This is a genomic window from Pyramidobacter porci (assembly GCF_009695745.1).
Lineage (GTDB): Bacteria > Synergistota > Synergistia > Synergistales > Dethiosulfovibrionaceae > Pyramidobacter > Pyramidobacter porci.
Genome location: NZ_VUNH01000002.1, coordinates 13,311 through 30,852, shown reverse-complemented (window position 1 = coordinate 30,852; position 17,542 = coordinate 13,311). Strand labels below are relative to the sequence as shown.

General features: G+C 59.8%; 15 protein-coding genes. 1 reads left to right on the top strand and 14 read right to left on the bottom strand.

What is annotated here, in order from left to right; translation table 11 throughout:
* Nucleotides 1-115: 115 nt before the first annotated feature.
* The 5 genes from FYJ74_RS02075 to FYJ74_RS11905 all read right to left on the bottom strand — a co-directional run bounded on the left by FYJ74_RS02075 (nt 116) and on the right by FYJ74_RS11905 (nt 8,089).
* Nucleotides 116-1,597, bottom strand: a complete 1,482-nt coding sequence (locus FYJ74_RS02075) for a S10 family serine carboxypeptidase-like protein (protein ID WP_154527961.1) — start codon at nt 1,595-1,597, stop codon at nt 116-118.
* A 435-nt stretch (nt 1,598-2,032) separates the two neighbouring features.
* The gene (locus tag FYJ74_RS02070) at nt 2,033-3,550 is read right to left on the bottom strand and encodes an ABC transporter substrate-binding protein (RefSeq protein ID WP_154527960.1); all 1,518 of its coding nucleotides are present in this window, start codon (nt 3,548-3,550) and stop codon (nt 2,033-2,035) included.
* A 28-nt stretch (nt 3,551-3,578) separates the two neighbouring features.
* Nucleotides 3,579-4,790, bottom strand: coding sequence for a M20 metallopeptidase family protein (locus FYJ74_RS02065; protein WP_154527959.1), 1,212 nt, complete (start codon nt 4,788-4,790; stop codon nt 3,579-3,581).
* A 363-nt stretch (nt 4,791-5,153) separates the two neighbouring features.
* A complete protein-coding gene (locus tag FYJ74_RS02060; protein ID WP_229769311.1) occupies nt 5,154-6,767 on the bottom strand; it encodes an amidohydrolase in 1,614 nt (537 codons plus the stop codon).
* Nucleotides 6,768-6,769: 2 nt separating this feature from the next.
* Entirely contained in the window at nt 6,770-8,089 is a 1,320-nt protein-coding gene (locus tag FYJ74_RS11905; RefSeq protein WP_154527957.1) for a Na+/H+ antiporter NhaC family protein, read from the bottom strand.
* A 604-nt stretch (nt 8,090-8,693) separates the two neighbouring features.
* Between FYJ74_RS11905 and FYJ74_RS02050 the strand changes: the two genes are divergently transcribed.
* Nucleotides 8,694-9,473 (top strand): IclR family transcriptional regulator, encoded by a 780-nt coding sequence (locus tag FYJ74_RS02050; protein ID WP_154527956.1) that lies wholly within the window; start codon nt 8,694-8,696, stop codon nt 9,471-9,473.
* 122 nt (nt 9,474-9,595) lie between these two features.
* On the opposite strand, the gene FYJ74_RS02045 is transcribed toward FYJ74_RS02050, so the two are convergent.
* From FYJ74_RS02045 to FYJ74_RS02005, 9 genes are all read right to left on the bottom strand, one after another.
* The gene (locus tag FYJ74_RS02045) at nt 9,596-10,276 is read right to left on the bottom strand and encodes a ComF family protein (protein WP_154527955.1); all 681 of its coding nucleotides are present in this window, start codon (nt 10,274-10,276) and stop codon (nt 9,596-9,598) included.
* On the bottom strand, nt 10,273-11,529 hold the full coding sequence (locus FYJ74_RS02040) for a DUF3084 domain-containing protein (protein ID WP_195838770.1): 1,257 nt from the start codon (nt 11,527-11,529) through the stop codon (nt 10,273-10,275). Before FYJ74_RS02040 ends, FYJ74_RS02045 begins: the two co-directional genes overlap by 4 nt.
* Nucleotides 11,530-11,770: 241 nt before the next feature.
* Nucleotides 11,771-12,814, bottom strand: coding sequence for a rod shape-determining protein (gene mreB, locus FYJ74_RS02035; protein WP_120372498.1), 1,044 nt, complete (start codon nt 12,812-12,814; stop codon nt 11,771-11,773).
* A 92-nt stretch (nt 12,815-12,906) separates the two neighbouring features.
* Nucleotides 12,907-13,650, bottom strand: coding sequence for a tRNA pseudouridine(38-40) synthase TruA (truA, locus tag FYJ74_RS02030; protein ID WP_154527953.1), 744 nt, complete (start codon nt 13,648-13,650; stop codon nt 12,907-12,909).
* Nucleotides 13,650-14,459: an energy-coupling factor transporter transmembrane component T family protein gene (locus FYJ74_RS02025; protein ID WP_154527952.1), complete on the bottom strand. Its 810-nt coding sequence runs from the start codon at nt 14,457-14,459 to the stop codon at nt 13,650-13,652. Before FYJ74_RS02025 ends, truA begins: the two co-directional genes overlap by 1 nt.
* Complete coding sequence (locus FYJ74_RS02020) at nt 14,456-15,316, bottom strand: ATP-binding cassette domain-containing protein (RefSeq protein WP_154527951.1); 861 nt, start codon at nt 15,314-15,316, stop codon at nt 14,456-14,458. The genes FYJ74_RS02025 and FYJ74_RS02020 overlap by 4 nt, the downstream gene beginning before the upstream one ends.
* Nucleotides 15,292-16,134, bottom strand: a complete 843-nt coding sequence (locus FYJ74_RS02015) for an energy-coupling factor transporter ATPase (protein WP_229769300.1) — start codon at nt 16,132-16,134, stop codon at nt 15,292-15,294. The genes FYJ74_RS02020 and FYJ74_RS02015 overlap by 25 nt, the downstream gene beginning before the upstream one ends.
* A 19-nt stretch (nt 16,135-16,153) precedes the next feature.
* On the bottom strand, nt 16,154-16,507 hold the full coding sequence (gene rplQ / locus FYJ74_RS02010; RefSeq protein WP_009165397.1) for a 50S ribosomal protein L17: 354 nt from the start codon (nt 16,505-16,507) through the stop codon (nt 16,154-16,156).
* Between the two features lie 6 nt (nt 16,508-16,513).
* The gene (locus tag FYJ74_RS02005; RefSeq protein WP_195838769.1) at nt 16,514-17,521 is read right to left on the bottom strand and encodes a DNA-directed RNA polymerase subunit alpha; all 1,008 of its coding nucleotides are present in this window, start codon (nt 17,519-17,521) and stop codon (nt 16,514-16,516) included.
* Between the last annotated feature and the right edge of the window lie 21 nt (nt 17,522-17,542).

The window sequence follows — 17,542 nt, the reverse complement described above, 5'->3', positions numbered from 1 at the left end:
ATTCCAATTATCTGATCCAAAACCATAGTTTTGATTATAAGAACCGCTACCACAAGAGCAATCCCAAACTTCCAATGCACCATTTTATGGCACGTCTCTCGTGCTGCGCGCGCAGCTATTTTTCAATATTTTCTTCCAACACGACAGCATAAAATTCCTTCAGATCGCGCCTGAACTGCACGTGTGCTTCGGGATTGGAATAGAACATGTGCCCGCCCCAGTAGGTTTTGAAAGTGACATTCGCGCGCAGACGGGCGGGAATGTCCATATGGTTCAGGCAGTAGCGCGTCGTATCGATCGAGCAGTGCAGGTCGAACTGTCCGGCGCAGGCGAAGAACTTGAAACGCGAATCCATCTTCATGGCCGTGCACAGGTCCGCCAGCATGGACGCGAAACCGCCGGCGCGCGGCGCGGCGCCCGAGGCCGTCGGCAGATAGCCGCTGGCAAAATCCCATGTGCCGCCGTCCACGCGGGGATTGAAGGCGAGGTAATCCCGGTGTTCCGGCAGCTTCATGATGCGCCCGAAATACTCGTAAAACGCCGCGTAACAGGCCGCCGACATGTTGAACGTCTGCGGGTCAGCCTCAGCGTCGAAACCGCGCCCCGGATAGGTCAAACGCGCGTCGAAGCAGCTCGTCACAAGCCCCTGATCCGCGAGCAGCAACCCCGCGAACTGCTTGTCGCTGACACGCAGATTCAGCGCTTCGAGATCCGTCGCTTTCAGCGCCGTGTAGCGGCGCAGCTTTTCCAGAACGGCACTGCGTTCTTCCGCCGAAACCTCGCAGCCCTTCCACAGAAACAGCAGATATTCGCTCTGCGCCCACGCGGCAGCTTCGGCGCGCACGTCTTCAAGGGGGCGCGCCAGCAGATCGGCGCCCAGCTTTTTGTGGAACCACGCCGCCGCACACAGCGCCGGCACCGTGTGCACCAGATGGTGCTCGTACAGCATCGACGTGTGCAGTTCGCCGTACGACAGCGCCGGGGACACCGCCACAAAAGCGCTCGGCATGATGTGCATTTGCTGCAGCCGCAGCACAAGTCCGCTGCCGCGCAGGCCGCCGTAGCTTTCGCCGACGATGAACACGGGCGAGGCGAAGCGCCCGTGACGCGCCAGCCAAACGCGGATGATGCGCGCGATCGCGTCCACGTCCTGGCGCACGCCGTAATACTGTCGCTCCTTCTCGCGGTTCACAACGCAGCTGAAGCCCGTCCCCACAGGATCGATGAAGACAAGATCGGAAAAATCGAGAATGGTGCCCGGATTGTCGCCGACTTTATACGGACGCCGCGGCGCCTCCTCGCCCTGCCCCGCCAGGCTGAACGTTTTCGGCGCCAGCGCCGCCATGTGCAGATAAAGCGTCGAAGTCCCCGGCTTTCCGTTGAAGGCAAAAGTCACGGGCCGCTGCGCGTCGCCCCCCGCCAGAGCGTAACTGACGCAGAAGCTGCGCGCCTGCTCCGCCCCCTCGTCGTCGTACACGGGGATATACTCCGCCGTGAGGCCGTATTCCAGCCGCCGCCCTTCCAACGCGACCGCGTCCTCAGCGCGCTGAGGCTCAAGAAAAAGTTCGTCCGGTAAAGGTCGTTCGTTCATGATCATTTACGCTCTCCTTCGCTGATGACAGTATCGGTAGAAATTCTCCGCTTCTCGTTCTCAAAAAAGCCTCAGCCAGCCCGCGATGCCTGAACTCCATCCGCATACGCCGGAGGCGACTCCGCTGACAACGGCTATGCTGTCGACTCAATGACAATCAGTCAATCCACAATATAATACTAATTCTTGATAGAAAGTATTAACATGGCTCTCCGGACGCTGCGAGGGAGTTCAGTCGCTCAGAACTACCTCGACTGCTGCGCAGTCTGTGCAGCTCGCTTTGCGAATCTTCCTCGCAGCGTCCTTGTGTTCGGCCTTTTAATTGGGAAGCAACATGACGCGAAAGATAAACACAGAGCGAGGTCAACGAATCACGTTCACCTCGCCCCTGCTTTATCATAAATCGTTCTTCGTTCCTTTAAGATAGGTTACCCTCAAAAATTATTCGATAATCAGGCGGCCAAGGTAGTTCAGGCGGCCATCGCAGAACTCTTCTATGCCCTGAAGGTTTTTGCGGCCGCCGTAAAGTTCGTTGGGAACAGCCAAAGAAACAAAAGGATGGACCTCGTCGAGCCGCGCCCAGACTTTTTGAAAGGCCGCCTGGCGTTCCGCCGGTTCGACGCTTCGATTGCCCAGCTCGATGTTCTCATCGACGACCTTATCGTCCAGCACCGCCCAATTCGTAGTCCCGATGCTGCTGGAATGGAACAGCGACAACCAGAACTGTCCCGCATCGCGGTTCGTCTGCATACCCCATGTGCTGATGAACAGGCTCTGCGTATTGGTCGTGACGCGGTCGTCGAAGACGCCGGATTCCATGACGATTATGTTGACTTTGACGCCGACGTCCTGAAGCATGGATTGAAGCACGGTAGCGCCGTTCACGTAATCCTGGCGAGTCGTGATCCACAGATCGAACGTCAGGCCGTCGGCATAGCCGGCCTCCTTGAGGAGTTGTTTGGCTTTGGCGGGATCGCGGGGATAGCGTCGACTGTCGGCTGGAGTGAAGCTGCTGGAGGAAACCAGCGGCCCGTCGGGGACCACCGCTTTTCCCTGATACACCACTTGGACAAAGGCGTCCTTGTCGATGGCATACTCGAGAGCCATGCGGACGCGCGGATCCTTGAGAGCGCCTTTTTGAGTATTCATACCGAGATAAATGAGGTTATGCCCGGTCCCCTTGACGACCTTCACGCGGCCTTCTTCAGCAAGACGGTCGAAATCGTTGACGGGCACGTTGTAAATCAAGTCGGCCTTGCCGGTTTCAAGGGCAATGACGCGGCTGCTGTCGTCGGCCATCGTAAGAAAATTCAGGCGTTGGGAATGGGGCTTGTCGCCATGATAGTCGCCGAACGCCTCCAGTTCTACGCGGTCGCCCTTGAGCCAGCGCCTGAACTTGTAAGGCCCCGTGCCGACCGGCATCCTGAAGTAGTTGCCGCCGGCGTCCGCAACGGCTTTGCGGTTGAAAATACTGGCATAGGGATGCTTCATCGATTCCAGGAAACCGCCAAAAGGCGTCAGCGTCTTCACGATCAGCGTATGCCGGTCGATCACCTGAAATCCCTGCGGGTCGATGTACTTGGCCTTGGATTTGGCATAAACGGACTCATTTGAAAGAGCCCGCTGAAACGAGAAAACCACGTCGTCAGCGGTAAACTCTTCGCCATTGTGGAACTTGACGCCTTTTTTCAGATAAAACTTATAGGTCAGCGGGTCAAGCACTTCCCAACGCTCCGCCAGCACGGGCACCAGCTGCTTGGTTCTGCCGTCCACCGTCACCAGCGTTTCATTAATGTGCTTGATCATGGCAAAGGAGATCGTATCGACGGCCTTGAGCGGATCCATACTCTTGGCGTCGTTGGGGACCCCCACGTTGAGCGTCTGCAAATCTGCCGCCACGCAGGACGCAGCAAACCCCAAAAGCGCCGTCGAAACCAACAGGGTCTTTTTCACGTTCATCTTCGTTCAATGCCTCCCCTTAAAAATATTACTCCGAAGCCGTGAGCGCGTTAAGCACCGTAGTGGTCATGACTTCCGTCCCGATAGGGATCGAGCGGTCGTCGGCATAAAAGTTGACCGAATGGGTGGGACAGTGGGGCCCGCCCGGCGAGCGGCACCCCAGGCGGAAGAGCGTCCCCGGCGCTTTTTTCAGGAAAAGCGCAAAATCTTCGCCGCCCATGGCGGGAGAAGGGAGATCGACAACGTTCGTCACCGACTTCACCTGCGAGCAGGCACGGCGTACCCGATCGACCCAGCTTCTGGCGACCACAGAGGGAATACTTTCCGGCGTGATCTCCACGGTCACTTTCGCGCGCAGTCCCGCGCCGATACTTTCGGCGATCTCGCGCACACGGCGCCGAAAGCGCTCGTGCGTCTCGTCGCGAAGGTAGCGGACGCTGCCTTCCAGTACCACTGGAGCGCCAATGTAAGAATTGGAAATGCCGCCATGGATACTGCCGAAAGTTACCAACGCACAGTCAGTGGGAGCCAGCTCACGCGCCCCCAGACTCATGAGCGCGGTGACGATCGTCGAAGCGGCCAGGATCGTGTCGACGCCGTAATGAGGATAGCCCCCATGCGCCCTTTTGCCTTCGACGGTGATCTTGAGGATATCGACGCCGGCCGTCATGAAGTCATCTCTCACGCCGATCTCGCCGACATAGATGTCGGGCAGCGCGTGAAGCGCCAACACAGCGTCCACGGCAGGGTTTTCCATCACGCCCGCTTCGATGAATTCCGCCGCGCCGCCAAGCTCTTCCTCGGCATGCTGGAAAAAGAACTTGACCGTCCCCGCGAAGCAGCTGCGAAATTCGCTGAGCAGCCAGGCCGTGCCCAACAGCGCCGCAGTGTGGGTGTCGTGCCCGCAGCCATGGAAGACGCCGTCGTTTTGGGAGGCGAACGGCACGCCTGACTGCTCCTGGATCGGCAGCGCGTCCATATCGGCTCTGACGGCGATGCAGACGTCCGGCCCCGCGCCCGTTCCCCGCAGCACAGCGAGAATGCCTGTCTGCGACCTTCCGATACGCCGGATCGAGTCCACATTCATTTTCCTGAGCTGCTCTTCCACCAGCGCGGAGGTCTTCACCTCGCGAAAGCTCAATTCCGGATTCCGATGGATCTGATGACGCCATTCGATCAGTTGCGGCGCAATCTCTTTCAGCCGCTGCGCAAGTCTGTCGCGGCGGTAATTGCACAACATCGCGGCCCTCCTGGAATAAAAATGCAGAATATCGCTAAGATAATAATTCTTTATAAAACATTCTACTGTATGTTAGAAAAATGTCAATAATTTTTTTCAACAATTAAATTTCGCCGCCGGAACCATCCCAGGACGGCCCCTTTGAATATACAAATTTTACAATATTTTCGATAACGGACAAGGATATTGCCCTTGCGCAAGGGCCTTCGCTTTTCTTGAGATGAACGCCGGCGCCGCCGATGCCCTCGACGTTCAGAAACGCCGAAGATCATTTTCCCGCAGTCTGGCGAAACGTCGATATCATAAAAAAGCTACCTCAACTTTGCTGCGTGAGCTTGAGGTAGCTTCCTTCACAACGTGATTTTATCTCTCGTATACGATGCGTCCGTCCATAAGGGTAAGAACCGGCGCGGTCTCCAGTATCTCGCGCGCTTCGTTCAGGGCGAACAGATTGTGGTCGAGCACGACGATGTCCGCGTACTTTCCTTCTTCCAGAGTGCCGACCCGGTCTTCCATGAAAGCGCCGTAGGCGGAGCCGGCCGTGTAGCCTTTCAGAAGCTGCGCCATCGTGACTTTCTCGCTCGGGTTCCAGCCGCCTTCCGGCCGGCCGTCGTTGAACAGGCGGGTCGTGCCCCGATAAAGGGCCAGCATGGGGTTGTTGTCGTAAATCGGGAAATCCGTGCCGAACTGCACGTGCGCTCCGGTTTCCAAAATCGAACGGATCGGCCACGTCTCCGCGGCGCGCCGTTCGCCCAGCCGGGCGAAATAGGGATTGTCCGCAAACTTTTCGCAGATGCCGATATGATCCGGCTGCATCGACGCCACCACGCCCAGCTGAGCGAAACGGCCGATGTCTTCTTTGGCGATGATCTCGATGTGCTCGATCGTGTGCCGGGAATCGCGCTTCCCGTTGCGCTTCTGGGCCAGTTCGCAGCAGTCCAGCGCCCGCCGGACGGAACCGTCGCCACAGGCGTGCATCCTCACCCGGAAGCCTTCGCGGTCGGCATCCACCACCCTGCGGGCCAGCTCTTCCGCCGGGATCCGGCTGGAGCCGACGGAATCGGGCTTATCCGCGTAAGGTTCGAGCAGCAGAGCCGTCCAGCCCGTCGCCGTTCCGTCGACGATGTGCTTTAGGCCGGAAAAACGCACCTTGTCGCTGTCGTACTCCTGCCGCAGGCGACGCGGGCGCTCCAGATCCCCGGTCAGGCCGGCGGCGAAGAAAAAGCGGACGTTGAGACGCCCTTCCCGCTCGAACTGCTTCACCACGGCAACGTTGCCCACGTCGATGCCCGACCCTTGGTAGCACTGGATGTTGCTGACCGAGGTGATGCCCAGGGAAGCCGTGCGGCGCTGGAATTCGTCAAAAATGACCTCCTGCACCGGCATGGGCATGTCGAAGGCCAGTCGGGCGACCATGAGCATCGACGTTTCGGCGATGTAGCCGGTGGGCGATCCGTCGGGGTCGCGGGCGACGAGGTCGTCGCCGAACTCTTCGACGTCCGCGACGCCGCTGAGCGCGATGGCGGCGGAATTGAGCCAGGCGGAATGCCCTTCCGCGTCGATCAGGTAAACCGGCGTATCGGGCAGAAGCGCGTCCAGCGTTTCCTTGCGGGGACGCCGTGCCTGCCCCCACTCGATGTTCGACCAGTCCGTGCCGATGATCCAGGACAGCTCGGGGTGCGCGTCCGCAAAGTCCTTGACGCGCCGCGCGGCTTCCTGCTCGGAAGCGCAGCCGCTCAGATCGGCGGCTCTGCCGAAAATGCCGCCCAGAAATGCGTGCTCGTGCCCGTCAAAGAACCCCGGCATGATCAGGCGGCCGCCGTAATCCCTGATATCCGTCTCGGGGCCGATGTACGGCTCCATCTCTTCGGGCGGACAGACCTTTTCGATCCGGTTGCCCCTGATGCCGACTGCCAGACGCTCGGGCTCGTCTTTGAGCCCCGTGAAGACGGCGTCGCCTTTCAATACCAGATCCATGATCACAACACGAACCCTCCGATCAGGAAGAGAACGAAAGAAACGCCCGCGCCGAGCAGCGCGTAGGGCAGCGTCGTGACGCCATGGTCGGCCGTCGAGATGTTCGTGGCGGCGGAGCACATGATCAGCGCGTCGGAGAACAGGCAGCTCTGGCTGCCGAAGGCCGCGGCGGAGAAGACCGCGCCGAGCACGAGGTACACGTTGACGCCGATCCCCTGCGCGAGCGGGATGACGATGGGCAGCATCACGGCCGCCATGCTCCAGAAGCAGCTGGTGAAGTACGCGTAAATAATGCAGACCACAAACGTGACCGCCGGCAGCAAGCCGCCCTTCATGATCGGCTTGACGACGCCGATGATATACGGGGCCAGCTTCAGCGTGTCGTTGGCCTCTTTGAGCGTGAAGGCCACGATCAGCAGCACGTCGATGAACACCATGTTTTTCATGCCCTGCATGAAGACCTTGAAGAATTCGTCGTAAGACATCGTCTTCGTGACGAGGAACGTGACCGCGCAGACAACCAGAGCGGCCATGACGCCATAAAGGATTTCGTTGTCGCAGAGCACGGTCACGCCCACGAGCGTCACGACCGGCAGCAAGAAGTTCCAGACGTTATGTCTGCCGTTTTCGGCCGCGGGCTCGTCCTCGCTGTTGAGCAGCTCGGGATCGATGGTTTTCATCGGACCGATCGCGGGAATAACGCCCAGCGCGAAGAGGAACGAGATGATGATCGCGATCCAGCAGTAGAACAGATAAGGGATGCAGTGCAGATAAGTGCTTGTCGCCGACCCGACGACGAATCCCGACGTCTCCAGCAGCCCGGCGAAGAACACGACCCACGAAGAGATCGGCATGAGGCAGCAGAGATTGCCCGCGTTAGAATTGACGACGTAGGCAAGTTCCGTCCGTTTGACACCGTGAGAATCGGTGATGTACTTCATCGTGGAAGCAGTCGTCAGGTTATGCAGGTAATCGTCCAAAAAGAAGATGCTTCCCAGCAGCCACGTGATCACAAGGGACTTCTTGCGGCTCGTGGCGAATTTCCGCGCCAGCGCCGCAAAGCTGCCGAGGCCGCCCGACTTTTCCAGCAGCGCGATCAAACTGCCGAAAAGCGTCACCACGAGGATCAGCCATACCATATGCTTGCTGCACATTACCTTGTAGAGAGAGTCGATCCAAGCCGTTGCGAAGTTCACTTTGTATATGATGATATGGCCGACGATCGCCGCGACGAATAAGGGCTCAAGCGACCTTTTCGTCGAGAACGCCATAGCGAACAAAACAAATATGGGGATAAGAGACAAAGCGCCGTAAGTTTCCACGTAAACCGATCTCCTTTCGTTACGCTGTCACAAAAACGCCGTTCCGGCACGCTGTACGGGCAAGTATTCCGCAGCGCCGCACCGGATGGCTGCACAAAACGGGGCACATCGAGAATTCGGCCGCCGACGCGGCCCCGCACGAATGATCCCCGCAAAGCGCTTGTCATTTTTTGCAAAATGCCACCAGATGCCGGCCAGCGCAAACGGGTTCATCCTCCGCAAGATATCGCAAATTATACAATCATTCGTCGAATTCATGCCTAAAGAATTCCCCTTTATGGGATTATTTTTCCACTAAGCAGAATTCTATACATAATGAATATTTTATGTCAATATCTAAAAATAAAATTCTGTAAAATATAACAATCGAAATAACGTTGTGCTAAATCACCATACGCGCAAAAAGAAAGCCGATTCAACGCTATGGATACAATCACCGGCGATTGCCGCTCTCAAAAAGTGTATAACTTTTACTTCCTGCTAAACAACGCAAAAAACACTGTTCCGTTTGGGATAAGGGGTAAGAAAATTACTGACAGACATTGCCCTGGGCGTCAATTTGGTATATACTGCCTAAAAGATTTTTTGCAAAGGAGATCTTGCGTTGTCCAACGAGTATAATTATCATGAAGCATTGCAGTCAGTAGAGAGAACCTTTGTGATTCTTGAGCTGCTCGCAAAAAATTCGCAAGGATTGTATCTCACCGAGATCTCGGAGGAGTCCGGCCTAAGCAGCAGCACTGTCCACCGTTTGTTGCGCTCGTTGATTTCTCTCGGCTATGTTCTGAACCGCAAAGAAAATAGCGGAAAGTACAAGCTCAGCTACAAGCTTTACGAACTCGGCACAAAATATTTCGCAGGACAAACGTTTATACGAGCGGCGTTTCCGTTCCTGGAAAAGCTCTCATCAAGCACCTCCCGCAGCATCTTTTTATGCGTTCCCGAGATGTTCGACGTGATCTCCGTCGCACGAACGGGGAATTGGAGAGAAAAGGCGACAGCCGATCTTCCCGCATTCCGTGTGCCGATGTATGCCTGCTCTGCCGGCATCGCCATCCTCTCTACCTACGACAACGACCGGATCAAAAAACTTTGGGATCTCTCAAAAATCACGCCCTTTACTCCTTATACGATAAACACCTTGGAACAGCTGTATCTTCGCGTCGAGACGGCGCGGGAAAGAGGATACGACGTGTCCAAAGACGAATATCGAATGGGGGTATCCAACATTGCGGCCGCCATTTCCCCTCAAAAAAAGATAGCCGTCGGATCTATACAGTACGTCTATCCTTCTTCCGAATCCGGGGAATCTGCCCTGAAAAGCTGCCCGCCTTTGATAAAAACGGCAGAAATCCTGAAAGATCTGTACGATGGTTCTCTGTAGTCACAGCTCTTCGCTGCGGGATTTTTTGAAAAAACAACGGCTCCGCAATGAGCGCGGCGAGACAAACGAGTGTGCATTCGTTTGTCTCGCCGCGCTCATTGCGGAGCCGTTTCGTTCGCGTCTCACGTTCGCCGCGCGACGCTCCAGCACAGGCTGGTCACCTGCTGCGCTCCAGCGCCGTAGAGGCACTGGGCGGCGCGCAGCAGAGTGGTGCCGGTGGTGCTGACGTCGTCAAGCAGCAACACTCGTTCGGGTGCCGCGCCGGCGCAAACGAAGCTGTCTTCGGGCATGGCGCGGCGCGATTGCGAATCGGGCTGCCGTTTCTGCGGCGTGCGTTTTTCTTTCCAGCGCAGGCACTCCCGCACGGGAACGCCGACAGCGCGGGAAAGGCCGCGAGCCATCCACTGCAAGTGGCTGTCGCCGCGCGGGAAAAAACATGCGCGCGGGTGCGGCGGGATGGGGACGATGGTCCATCCGCCCTGACGCTCATTTTCGCCGACCAGCCGCCCCAACGCGGCGCCCATTTTCCGCGCCGCCAGTCCGGAGCCGCCGTACTTGACCGTCAGCAGCAGCTCGCGCGCCTCGCCTTTGTGCAATGTCAGGGAGCGCACTTCATAGCGGCGGCCGTGGCGTTCGCAGGGAGACGCTCCGCCGCAGCGCAGGCAGTGCGGCAGGGGCGGCGCGGGCGCGGAAATCTTTTCAAGACACTCGGGGCAAAGCGGGGAGGCCAGCTTTCCGCAGACGGGGCAGCTTTCCGGCATCAGCAGATGGCCCAGCAGTTCGACGACAGGCGCCCAGTTCATTTTCGGGCCGTTGTCTTCGCCGGTACGGAAGAATCCCCTCGCTCCGCGGCGGCACTAAGATCGGGCAGATCTTCGTCCAGCGAATCGAGGTTGTCGACGCTCACGTTCTGTTCCACGACGATTTTCACGCTCACAGGCCCTTCGCTGTAGATGTCACGAGCGGCCCGCAGGGTCACGCGCAGCGGCGCTTTCGCGGCGGCGAGGCGCTCGACTCCGTCGTAAAAGTCGTTGGCGGGGATGCCGCCGACCATGCCGGTGAGCGGGTCGTTGAGGATGCCGCTGGAGGTGGCCATGCGGTTCAGCTCGCGCAGCATATAGCTGAGCATGGTCTCGGCCTGCTCGGCGCTGGGCTTGAAACGCAGCACACGGGTGAGCAACGTTTCCTCTTTGCTGAAAACCAACGAGCTCTCGTAAACGCGGTAGACGACGCGCACCGTCTCTCCCGCCGCAATGTTCTGCGGCACCATGGCGCGCACTACTTTGCGGCTGTCGTAGGCGAGGATGCGCTGCATGGCGTTCTGCAGCGACTCGGGGTCCTCTTCGAGGGAGATCGAGGCGGGCACGGCGTCGGAACGGCGGGCCACTTCAAAGCGCACGCGCTCGTTGAGACGGTCCAGGTACCTGCGGGCTTCCGCCTCGGTGGTCACGCCTTCGGGGATCACTTCCTGCCCGAGGCGCTCGTCGGAGAAGGCGACGATGCGGCCTTCCTGGAGTTTGCCCAGCGTCGTGCGGATGCGGTTCACGTCCTCTTCGAGCGTGGCGCGCTCTTTGGCGAGACGGTCGCGTTCGGCCTGCATCTCTTCCGTGGTTCTGCGCAGACTGTCGGCGCGGTTCTGCAGATCGCTCAGCTCTGTTTCCTTGGCCGCCAGTTCCTTTTCCTTGCTGGTGAGCTGCTGCTGCGCTTCGACGATCAGCAGCGAGGAAACTTGCTGCTCGTTGCGGCTGTCCTGCAGCTGCCGCGTCAGGTCCACAATCTGGCGTTGGATGAACTGCATGGAAAACAGGCTGGTGCGCACCGATTCGGAGACGACGGCCAGAATGGCGATGACGCACAGCGAAATCAGCATGCCCGTGCAGGCGGTCAGGATCGACGAGGTGTATTTCGGACGCAGGTTGAACAGCGTCACGCGGCGCTTGGCGAATCTCATGCCGACGCGGTCGCCGATGATCGAGAGGACGCCGCCGGCCAGGAGCGTCAGCGCGATCATCTTCCAGTTGACTTCAGTAAGCAGTTCCCACAGGCTCTCTTCCATCAGCGGACCTCCTTTTCCCATTCGCGGGAGAGTCTCTTCACATAATCTTCATGAACCGCCAGCGCGGCGGCGAGGCGCCGTCCTTCAACAGGGCGCATAAAAATTTCTCCGAAAGCGCCGCCGCGGCGGCCGCAGCCGGCACAATCCAAGCGAAGGCCCCCGCAGGCCCACCAGGGAAGTTCCTGAGCGGTTCTGCGGGGGCCTGAAGTGATCCCTTCAACGTCCGGCGAGGTCATGTCACTCATTTTCTCTGACGGCGAGCCGAGAACAGAAAACTGCCCTGTCCTTTCTCCGAAAGCTTGCCGATGTTGGCCAGCGCCAATCCGGTGCCCAGCGCCACGCACTCGGCGGGGCGATCGGCCACGACGCACTTGATGCCGGTGCTGCGGCTGATCAGCTCCGGCAGGCCGCGCAGCAGCGCGCCGCCGCCGGTGAGCACGATGCCCTGGTCGATGATGTCGGCCGAAAGTTCGGGCGGCGTCATCTCCAGCACGTTTTTGACGCCGTCGACGATGGCCTGGATGCGCTCGATGATGGCCGAACAGACGCTGCGGCTGTTGATCTCGATCTGACGCGGCAGCCCCTGCACCAGGTCGCGGCCTTTCAGCGTCATGTTGTTTTCCTCGCCGTCGGGCAGGCAGGAACCGATCATGATCTTCAGGTTCTCCGCCATCTGCTCGCCGATGGCCAGATTGTACTGCTTGCGCAGATAGCGCATGATGCACTCGTCGAGCTTGTCGCCGCCGATGCGCAGCGATTTGGAGATGACGCAGCCGCCCAGCGAGATCACGGCGATGTCCGTGGTGCCGCCGCCGATGTCGACTACCATCTTGCCGCGCGATTCCTCCACGTGCAGGTCGGCGCCGATGGCCGCGGCCATCGGTTCCTCGATCAGATAGGCGTCGCGGGCGCCCACTTCCACCGCCGCTTCGAGCACGGCGCGCCGCTCCACGTCGGTCGCGCCCGACGGCACGCAGATCATCACACGGCTGCGGAAGTAGCGGTGCAGGCCGCGGTTGATCTTCCTCATGAAGTAGCGCATCATCGCTTCCGTCATCGAATAATCGGCGATCACTCCGTCGCGCAGCGGGCGAACCGACACCACGTTGCCCGGCGTGCGCCCCACCATGTTCTTCGCTTCGTAGCCGACGGCCAGGATACGTCCCGTATCCTGATCGACCGCCACGCACGACGGCTCGCGCAGCACGATGCCCTTGCCCTTCATATAAATAAGCACCGTCGCGGTGCCGAGATCGATGCCGATGTCGTTGCCCAGGGAAAACATTTTCAGGAAGAGCCTCCCTTCTGAAGTTGGTCAGCTTTTGAACCGCACGGGGTCAGAACATATTCTCCGAAACTGTTCTATTGTACCCTATTTTAGTCCTTGTAGCCAACCTTCCAGAAAAACAATCCTTCCGGCGGCGCCGTCATGGCCGAGTCGCTCCGGCTCGCGCCTCGCAGCAGTTCTTCAAGCCACGAGAGCGGCCTGCGCCCTGAAGCGACGGCGTCCAGATTGCCGATCATGATCCGCACCATGTTGGTCAAAAAAGCGTCGCCGCGGATGCGGAAGACCGACAGCCCGCCGCGGCAAATATAGCGCACGAAATGCATGCGCCGCACCGCGTTTTCCGGCAGGTCGCCGGCCCGGCAGAACGCGCTGAAGTCGTGCCGCCCTTCCAGCAGCGTGCAGCCGCGCCGGATCAGTTCGTGATCCCAGTCGTCCTTTTTTTTCCACCACACGTAAGGCTTCATCATCGGATAGCAGAACGAACCGCGCCACACGAAAAAAGCGTATTCGCGCCACAGCGCGTCGCGCCGCGCGTCGAATTCAAGCGGACGCTCGCGCACTGCCGCGACCGCCGCGCCCTCGGGCAGATTCGCGTTCAGCGCCAGCAGAAGCCGCCGCGGTTCCCAGGCTCGGTCCATCAGGAACGAGGCCGTCTGCCCGCGCGCGTGCACGCCGGCGTCCGTGCGCCCCGCGCCCGTCGCCTTTACCGGCGAACCGTTCAGCAGCGACAAAACCCGCTCCAGCGACTCCTGAACGGTGACGCCGTTCGGCTGCGTCTGCCAGCCGCAGAACTTGCCGCCGTCGTAGCTGATCACGCAGGAATAGCGCGGCATCAGCCGATCACCCAGTTCAGCAGCTTCTGGCCGACGATCAGCAGCGCGCAGAAAACCAGCGCCGCTGTGTCGGCCGCCCGCCAGCAAAACGGCTTCATGCGCGTCCGCCCCTCGCCGCCGCGGTAACAACGCGCCTCCATCGCCACCGCCAGGTCGTCGGCGCGCTGAAAGACGATCACGAACAGCGGCACCAGCACGGGGATGAACGCCTTCATGCGCCTGACGACCGAACCGCGGTCAAGGTCCGCGCCGCGGGCCAGCTGCGCTTTGAGGATACGGTCCGTCTCGCTCAGCAGCGTGGGAATGAAACGCAGCGCGATCGTCATCATCATCGCCAGCTCGTGCGCCGGAAAGCCGAAGCGCTTGAACGGCGAAAAAATGCTCTCCAGCCCGTCGGACAGCGCCATCGGACTGGTCGTCAGCGTCAGCAGATTGGCGAACAGCACCAGCAGCGTCAGCCGCAGCGCCATCGTCCAGGCCAGCTCGACGCCTTCCCGACTGACGCGGAAGATCCCCCACTGCCACAGCGGCTCCCCCGACGCGAAGAACAGATTCAGCAGCGCCGTGAAAACGATCAGGAACAGCACCGTACGGATCGAACGCAGCAAAAACGCCACGCTCGTCTGCGACAGCGCCGCGCAGAGCCACAGCGCCGCCGCCCAGAGGATCCAGTCGTAGGGGCGCTCCGCCATGAACACGCCGGTCAGCAGCAGCGCCAGCGCCCCCACCTTGGCGCGCGGATCGAGGCGGTGCACCCACGAGCGGGCGGGCACGTACTGGCCGAAACTCATGTTCTCGAGAAACCTCAACGCCCCCGCCTCCTCTCGCGGATCAGCTCTTGCGCCAGCCTTTCGGCGTCGCAGGTCAGCGGCGCGCGCAGTCCGCGCTCGCGCAGCTTCAGCGCCGTCAGCATCACTTCGGGCAGCACCAGCCCCGAAACCGGCTGCCGGTACAGCTGTATCGCGATCTCGTCCGGCGTCCCCAGCCCGGCGCAGCGCCCGTGATCGAGCACGAGAATGCGGTCGCTGCGCGAAAAGGCAATCTCCAGATCGTGAGTGACCAGCACGATCCCCGTGCCCTCGCGGTGGATGCGGTCCAGCAGCTTCAGCAGCGCCGCCCGGCCGCGTTCATCCAGCCCCGCCGTCGGCTCGTCGAGCACCAGATAATCCGGCGCGCAGGTCAGCACCGAGGCGATCGCCACGCGCCGCTTCTCGCCGCCGGAGAGGCCGAAGGGATTGCGCTCCAAATAGGAATCGTCCAAATCGACGGCGCGCAGCGCCTTCGCCGTCAGATCGCCGATCCGGGACTCCGGCACGCCCCAGTTGCGCGGCGCGAAAGCCAGCTCCTCGCGCACCGTTTCTTCGAAAAGCTGCTGCTCGGGATACTGGAAGATCAGCCCGACCTTGCGGCGGATCTCGCGAAAATCGGTCTTTTCCCGTTTTTTCTCCGGCAGGATCGCCGCGCCGTCCACCGTCACCGAACCCGACGTGGGGCGCAGGATCGCGTTCAGATGCTGAGCCAGCGTCGACTTGCCGCTGCCCGTATGGCCGATGAACGACGTCCAGTGGCTGCGTTCGATCGACAGCGAAACGCCCTCCAGAGCTGCCGTCTGGAGGGCAGTGTTTTCATGGTAAATGTGGCTCAAATTTTCGACGACGATAGACATAAAGCCGTTCCTATCCCCTCCGCCGTCGGCGGAGTATCTTTTGCTATCAGCCCGGCGGCGACGAGCCGCTCCCGAAGAATCACGATGGGCGGCGCTTCCAGCCCCCAGCGGGCGCCGATGTCTTTCAGACGGAAAAGCTGATCCGGCGTGCCTTCCCAGTCGAAGCGCCCCTGATCGAGAACGATCACGCGATCCGCGCCGATCACCTCTTCGAGGCGGTGCGTCACCTGCATGATCGTGATGCCGCGGCCGTGCAGCTCGCGCAGCAGCGCCGCCACTTCCTGACGCCCTTCGGGATCGAGCATGGCCGTCGGCTCGTCGAGCACCAGACACTGCGTGCCCATGGCCAGAGCGCCGGCGATGGCCAAACGCTGCTTTTGCCCGCCGGACAGCGTGTAGACCGCCTTGTCGGCCTTCTCCGCAAGGCCGCAGACTTTAAGGGCCTCGTCCACGCGGCGGCGGATCTCCGCCGCCGGCAGGCCGAGATTCTCCGGCCCGAACGCCACGTCGTCCTCCACGACCGTGGAAACGATCTGATTCTCGGGATTCTGAAAGACCATCGACACGGAAGAGCGGATCTTCCACAGATTTTTTTCCTCGCGGGAGTCCCGTCCCAAGATAAAACAAGCGCCCTGCATCGGAACGAGCAGGGCGTTAAGGTGTTTGGCCAGCGTGGACTTCCCAGAGCCATTGCTGCCGACCAGGGCGATCCACTCGCCCTGCCGCACCTCGAAACTGACGTTTTCGAGCGCGGGCCTCCCCGTGTCGGAGTAAGAATAGCCAACACCCCTCAGGGAGATCATATTCGGTTGTTCCATTTTTTTCCGGCGTTCTTTATCAGTCAACCAGCGAAATGACAGCCATGGGCGACGCGTCGCCAACGCGGAAACGGGTACGGATGATGCGGGTGTATCCGCCGGGACGATCCGCAAAACGGGGAGCGACGTCGTCAAACAGCTTGATGACGGCTTCCTTGTAGTTCATGCGCGAAATGACGATACGGCGATCGTGCAGCGTGCCGCCCTTGGCGCGCGTGATCAAACGCTCGGCGACGCGGCGAACCTCCTTCGCGCGGGTTACAGTGGTCTCGATGCTGCCTTCCAGAATCAGGCTCGCGACCAGATTGGCCAGCATCGCGCGTCTATGGCTGCCGTTGCGGCCGAGCTTTCTCTGGGCAACTCCATGTCTCATAGGGACTTAGTCCTCCTTGCTTGAGTTCTCTGCGCTTGCCTTGTCGTCACTGAGGACGATACCGTACTTGGTCATCTTCTCTTCGATCTCGCGAAGAGAGATCTTGCCCAGGTTGCGGATCTTCAGCAAGTCATCCTTACTGCGGCTGACAAGATCGCCAATGGTATGAATGCCACCGCGAAGCAGGCAGTTTTCACTTCTGATTGAAAGTTCAAGTTCCCTGACCGGTTTGTTCAATAGGGCGTTCTCCGGCGGACTATCGGCGCCGTCTCCGGCCTGACCGTTCCCGGAAGGCTGGGGCGCGCTTTCGTCGTCGAACAGCCCGAGCTCGGCGGGATGAAGCTTGCGAAGCTCCTGAATGACGATATCGAAATACTCGCGAAGCAGTTTCGCCGCTTCGGCGACGGCGATGTCGGGCGCGACGACGCCATTCGTGGTGACGTTCATCACGATTTTCTCATAGTCCGTCTTCTGACCGACGCGTTCGTTCTGAACTTCGTACTTGACGCGAAGGATCGGAGAATAAATGGCGTCGATCATGAGAGCGTCTACCGGTAAATAGCTCGGCCGCGGACGATCCACCGTGGCGTAGCCTACGCCCTGCTCGATGTAAATTTCAAGCGAAAGCGAATGCCCTTCAGCCAGCGTGCAGATATACGCGTCGGGATCTATGAACTCGATGTCGCTGTCCTCCTGAAAATCGGCTGCCGTAACCTTCTTTCCGCCTTCCACATCCAGCTTCAGTGTACGGTATTCGGCGCTATGGGAGCGGACAGGCACGTGCTTGAGATTCAGCAGCAGCTCGATAACGTCTTCCTTCATGCCGGGGATCGTCGTAAACTCGTGCTGAGCGCCTTCAACGCGAACCGCGCTAATCGCCGCCCCTTTGATCGAAGAAAGCAGTACACGACGGAGAGCGTTACCTATCGTCTGACCATAACCGCGTTCGAGCGGACCAATAACCAGCCGCGCGGCGGTACTGGAACACTCTTCAACTTGAATCTCAGGCCGCATAATCTCCAAAGATCCCCACAC

Coding starts and splice junctions, on each gene's coding strand:
- FYJ74_RS02020 (WP_154527951.1), bottom strand. CDS start 15,316: ATGTCTATCGTCGTCGAAAATTTGAGCCACATTTACCATGAAAACACT.
- FYJ74_RS02060 (WP_229769311.1), bottom strand. CDS start 6,767: ATGGATCTGGTATTGAAAGGCGACGCCGTCTTCACGGGGCTCAAAGAC.
- rplQ (WP_009165397.1), bottom strand. CDS start 16,507: ATGAGACATGGAGTTGCCCAGAGAAAGCTCGGCCGCAACGGCAGCCAT.
- FYJ74_RS02005 (WP_195838769.1), bottom strand. CDS start 17,521: ATGCGGCCTGAGATTCAAGTTGAAGAGTGTTCCAGTACCGCCGCGCGG.
- truA (WP_154527953.1), bottom strand. CDS start 13,650: ATGCCGCGCTATTCCTGCGTGATCAGCTACGACGGCGGCAAGTTCTGC.
- FYJ74_RS02040 (WP_195838770.1), bottom strand. CDS start 11,529: ATGGAAGAGAGCCTGTGGGAACTGCTTACTGAAGTCAACTGGAAGATG.
- FYJ74_RS02070 (WP_154527960.1), bottom strand. CDS start 3,550: ATGAACGTGAAAAAGACCCTGTTGGTTTCGACGGCGCTTTTGGGGTTT.
- mreB (WP_120372498.1), bottom strand. CDS start 12,814: ATGTTTTCCCTGGGCAACGACATCGGCATCGATCTCGGCACCGCGACG.
- FYJ74_RS02075 (WP_154527961.1), bottom strand. CDS start 1,597: ATGATCATGAACGAACGACCTTTACCGGACGAACTTTTTCTTGAGCCT.
- FYJ74_RS02015 (WP_229769300.1), bottom strand. CDS start 16,134: ATGGAACAACCGAATATGATCTCCCTGAGGGGTGTTGGCTATTCTTAC.
- FYJ74_RS02065 (WP_154527959.1), bottom strand. CDS start 4,790: ATGTTGTGCAATTACCGCCGCGACAGACTTGCGCAGCGGCTGAAAGAG.
- FYJ74_RS02045 (WP_154527955.1), bottom strand. CDS start 10,276: ATGAACTGGGCGCCTGTCGTCGAACTGCTGGGCCATCTGCTGATGCCG.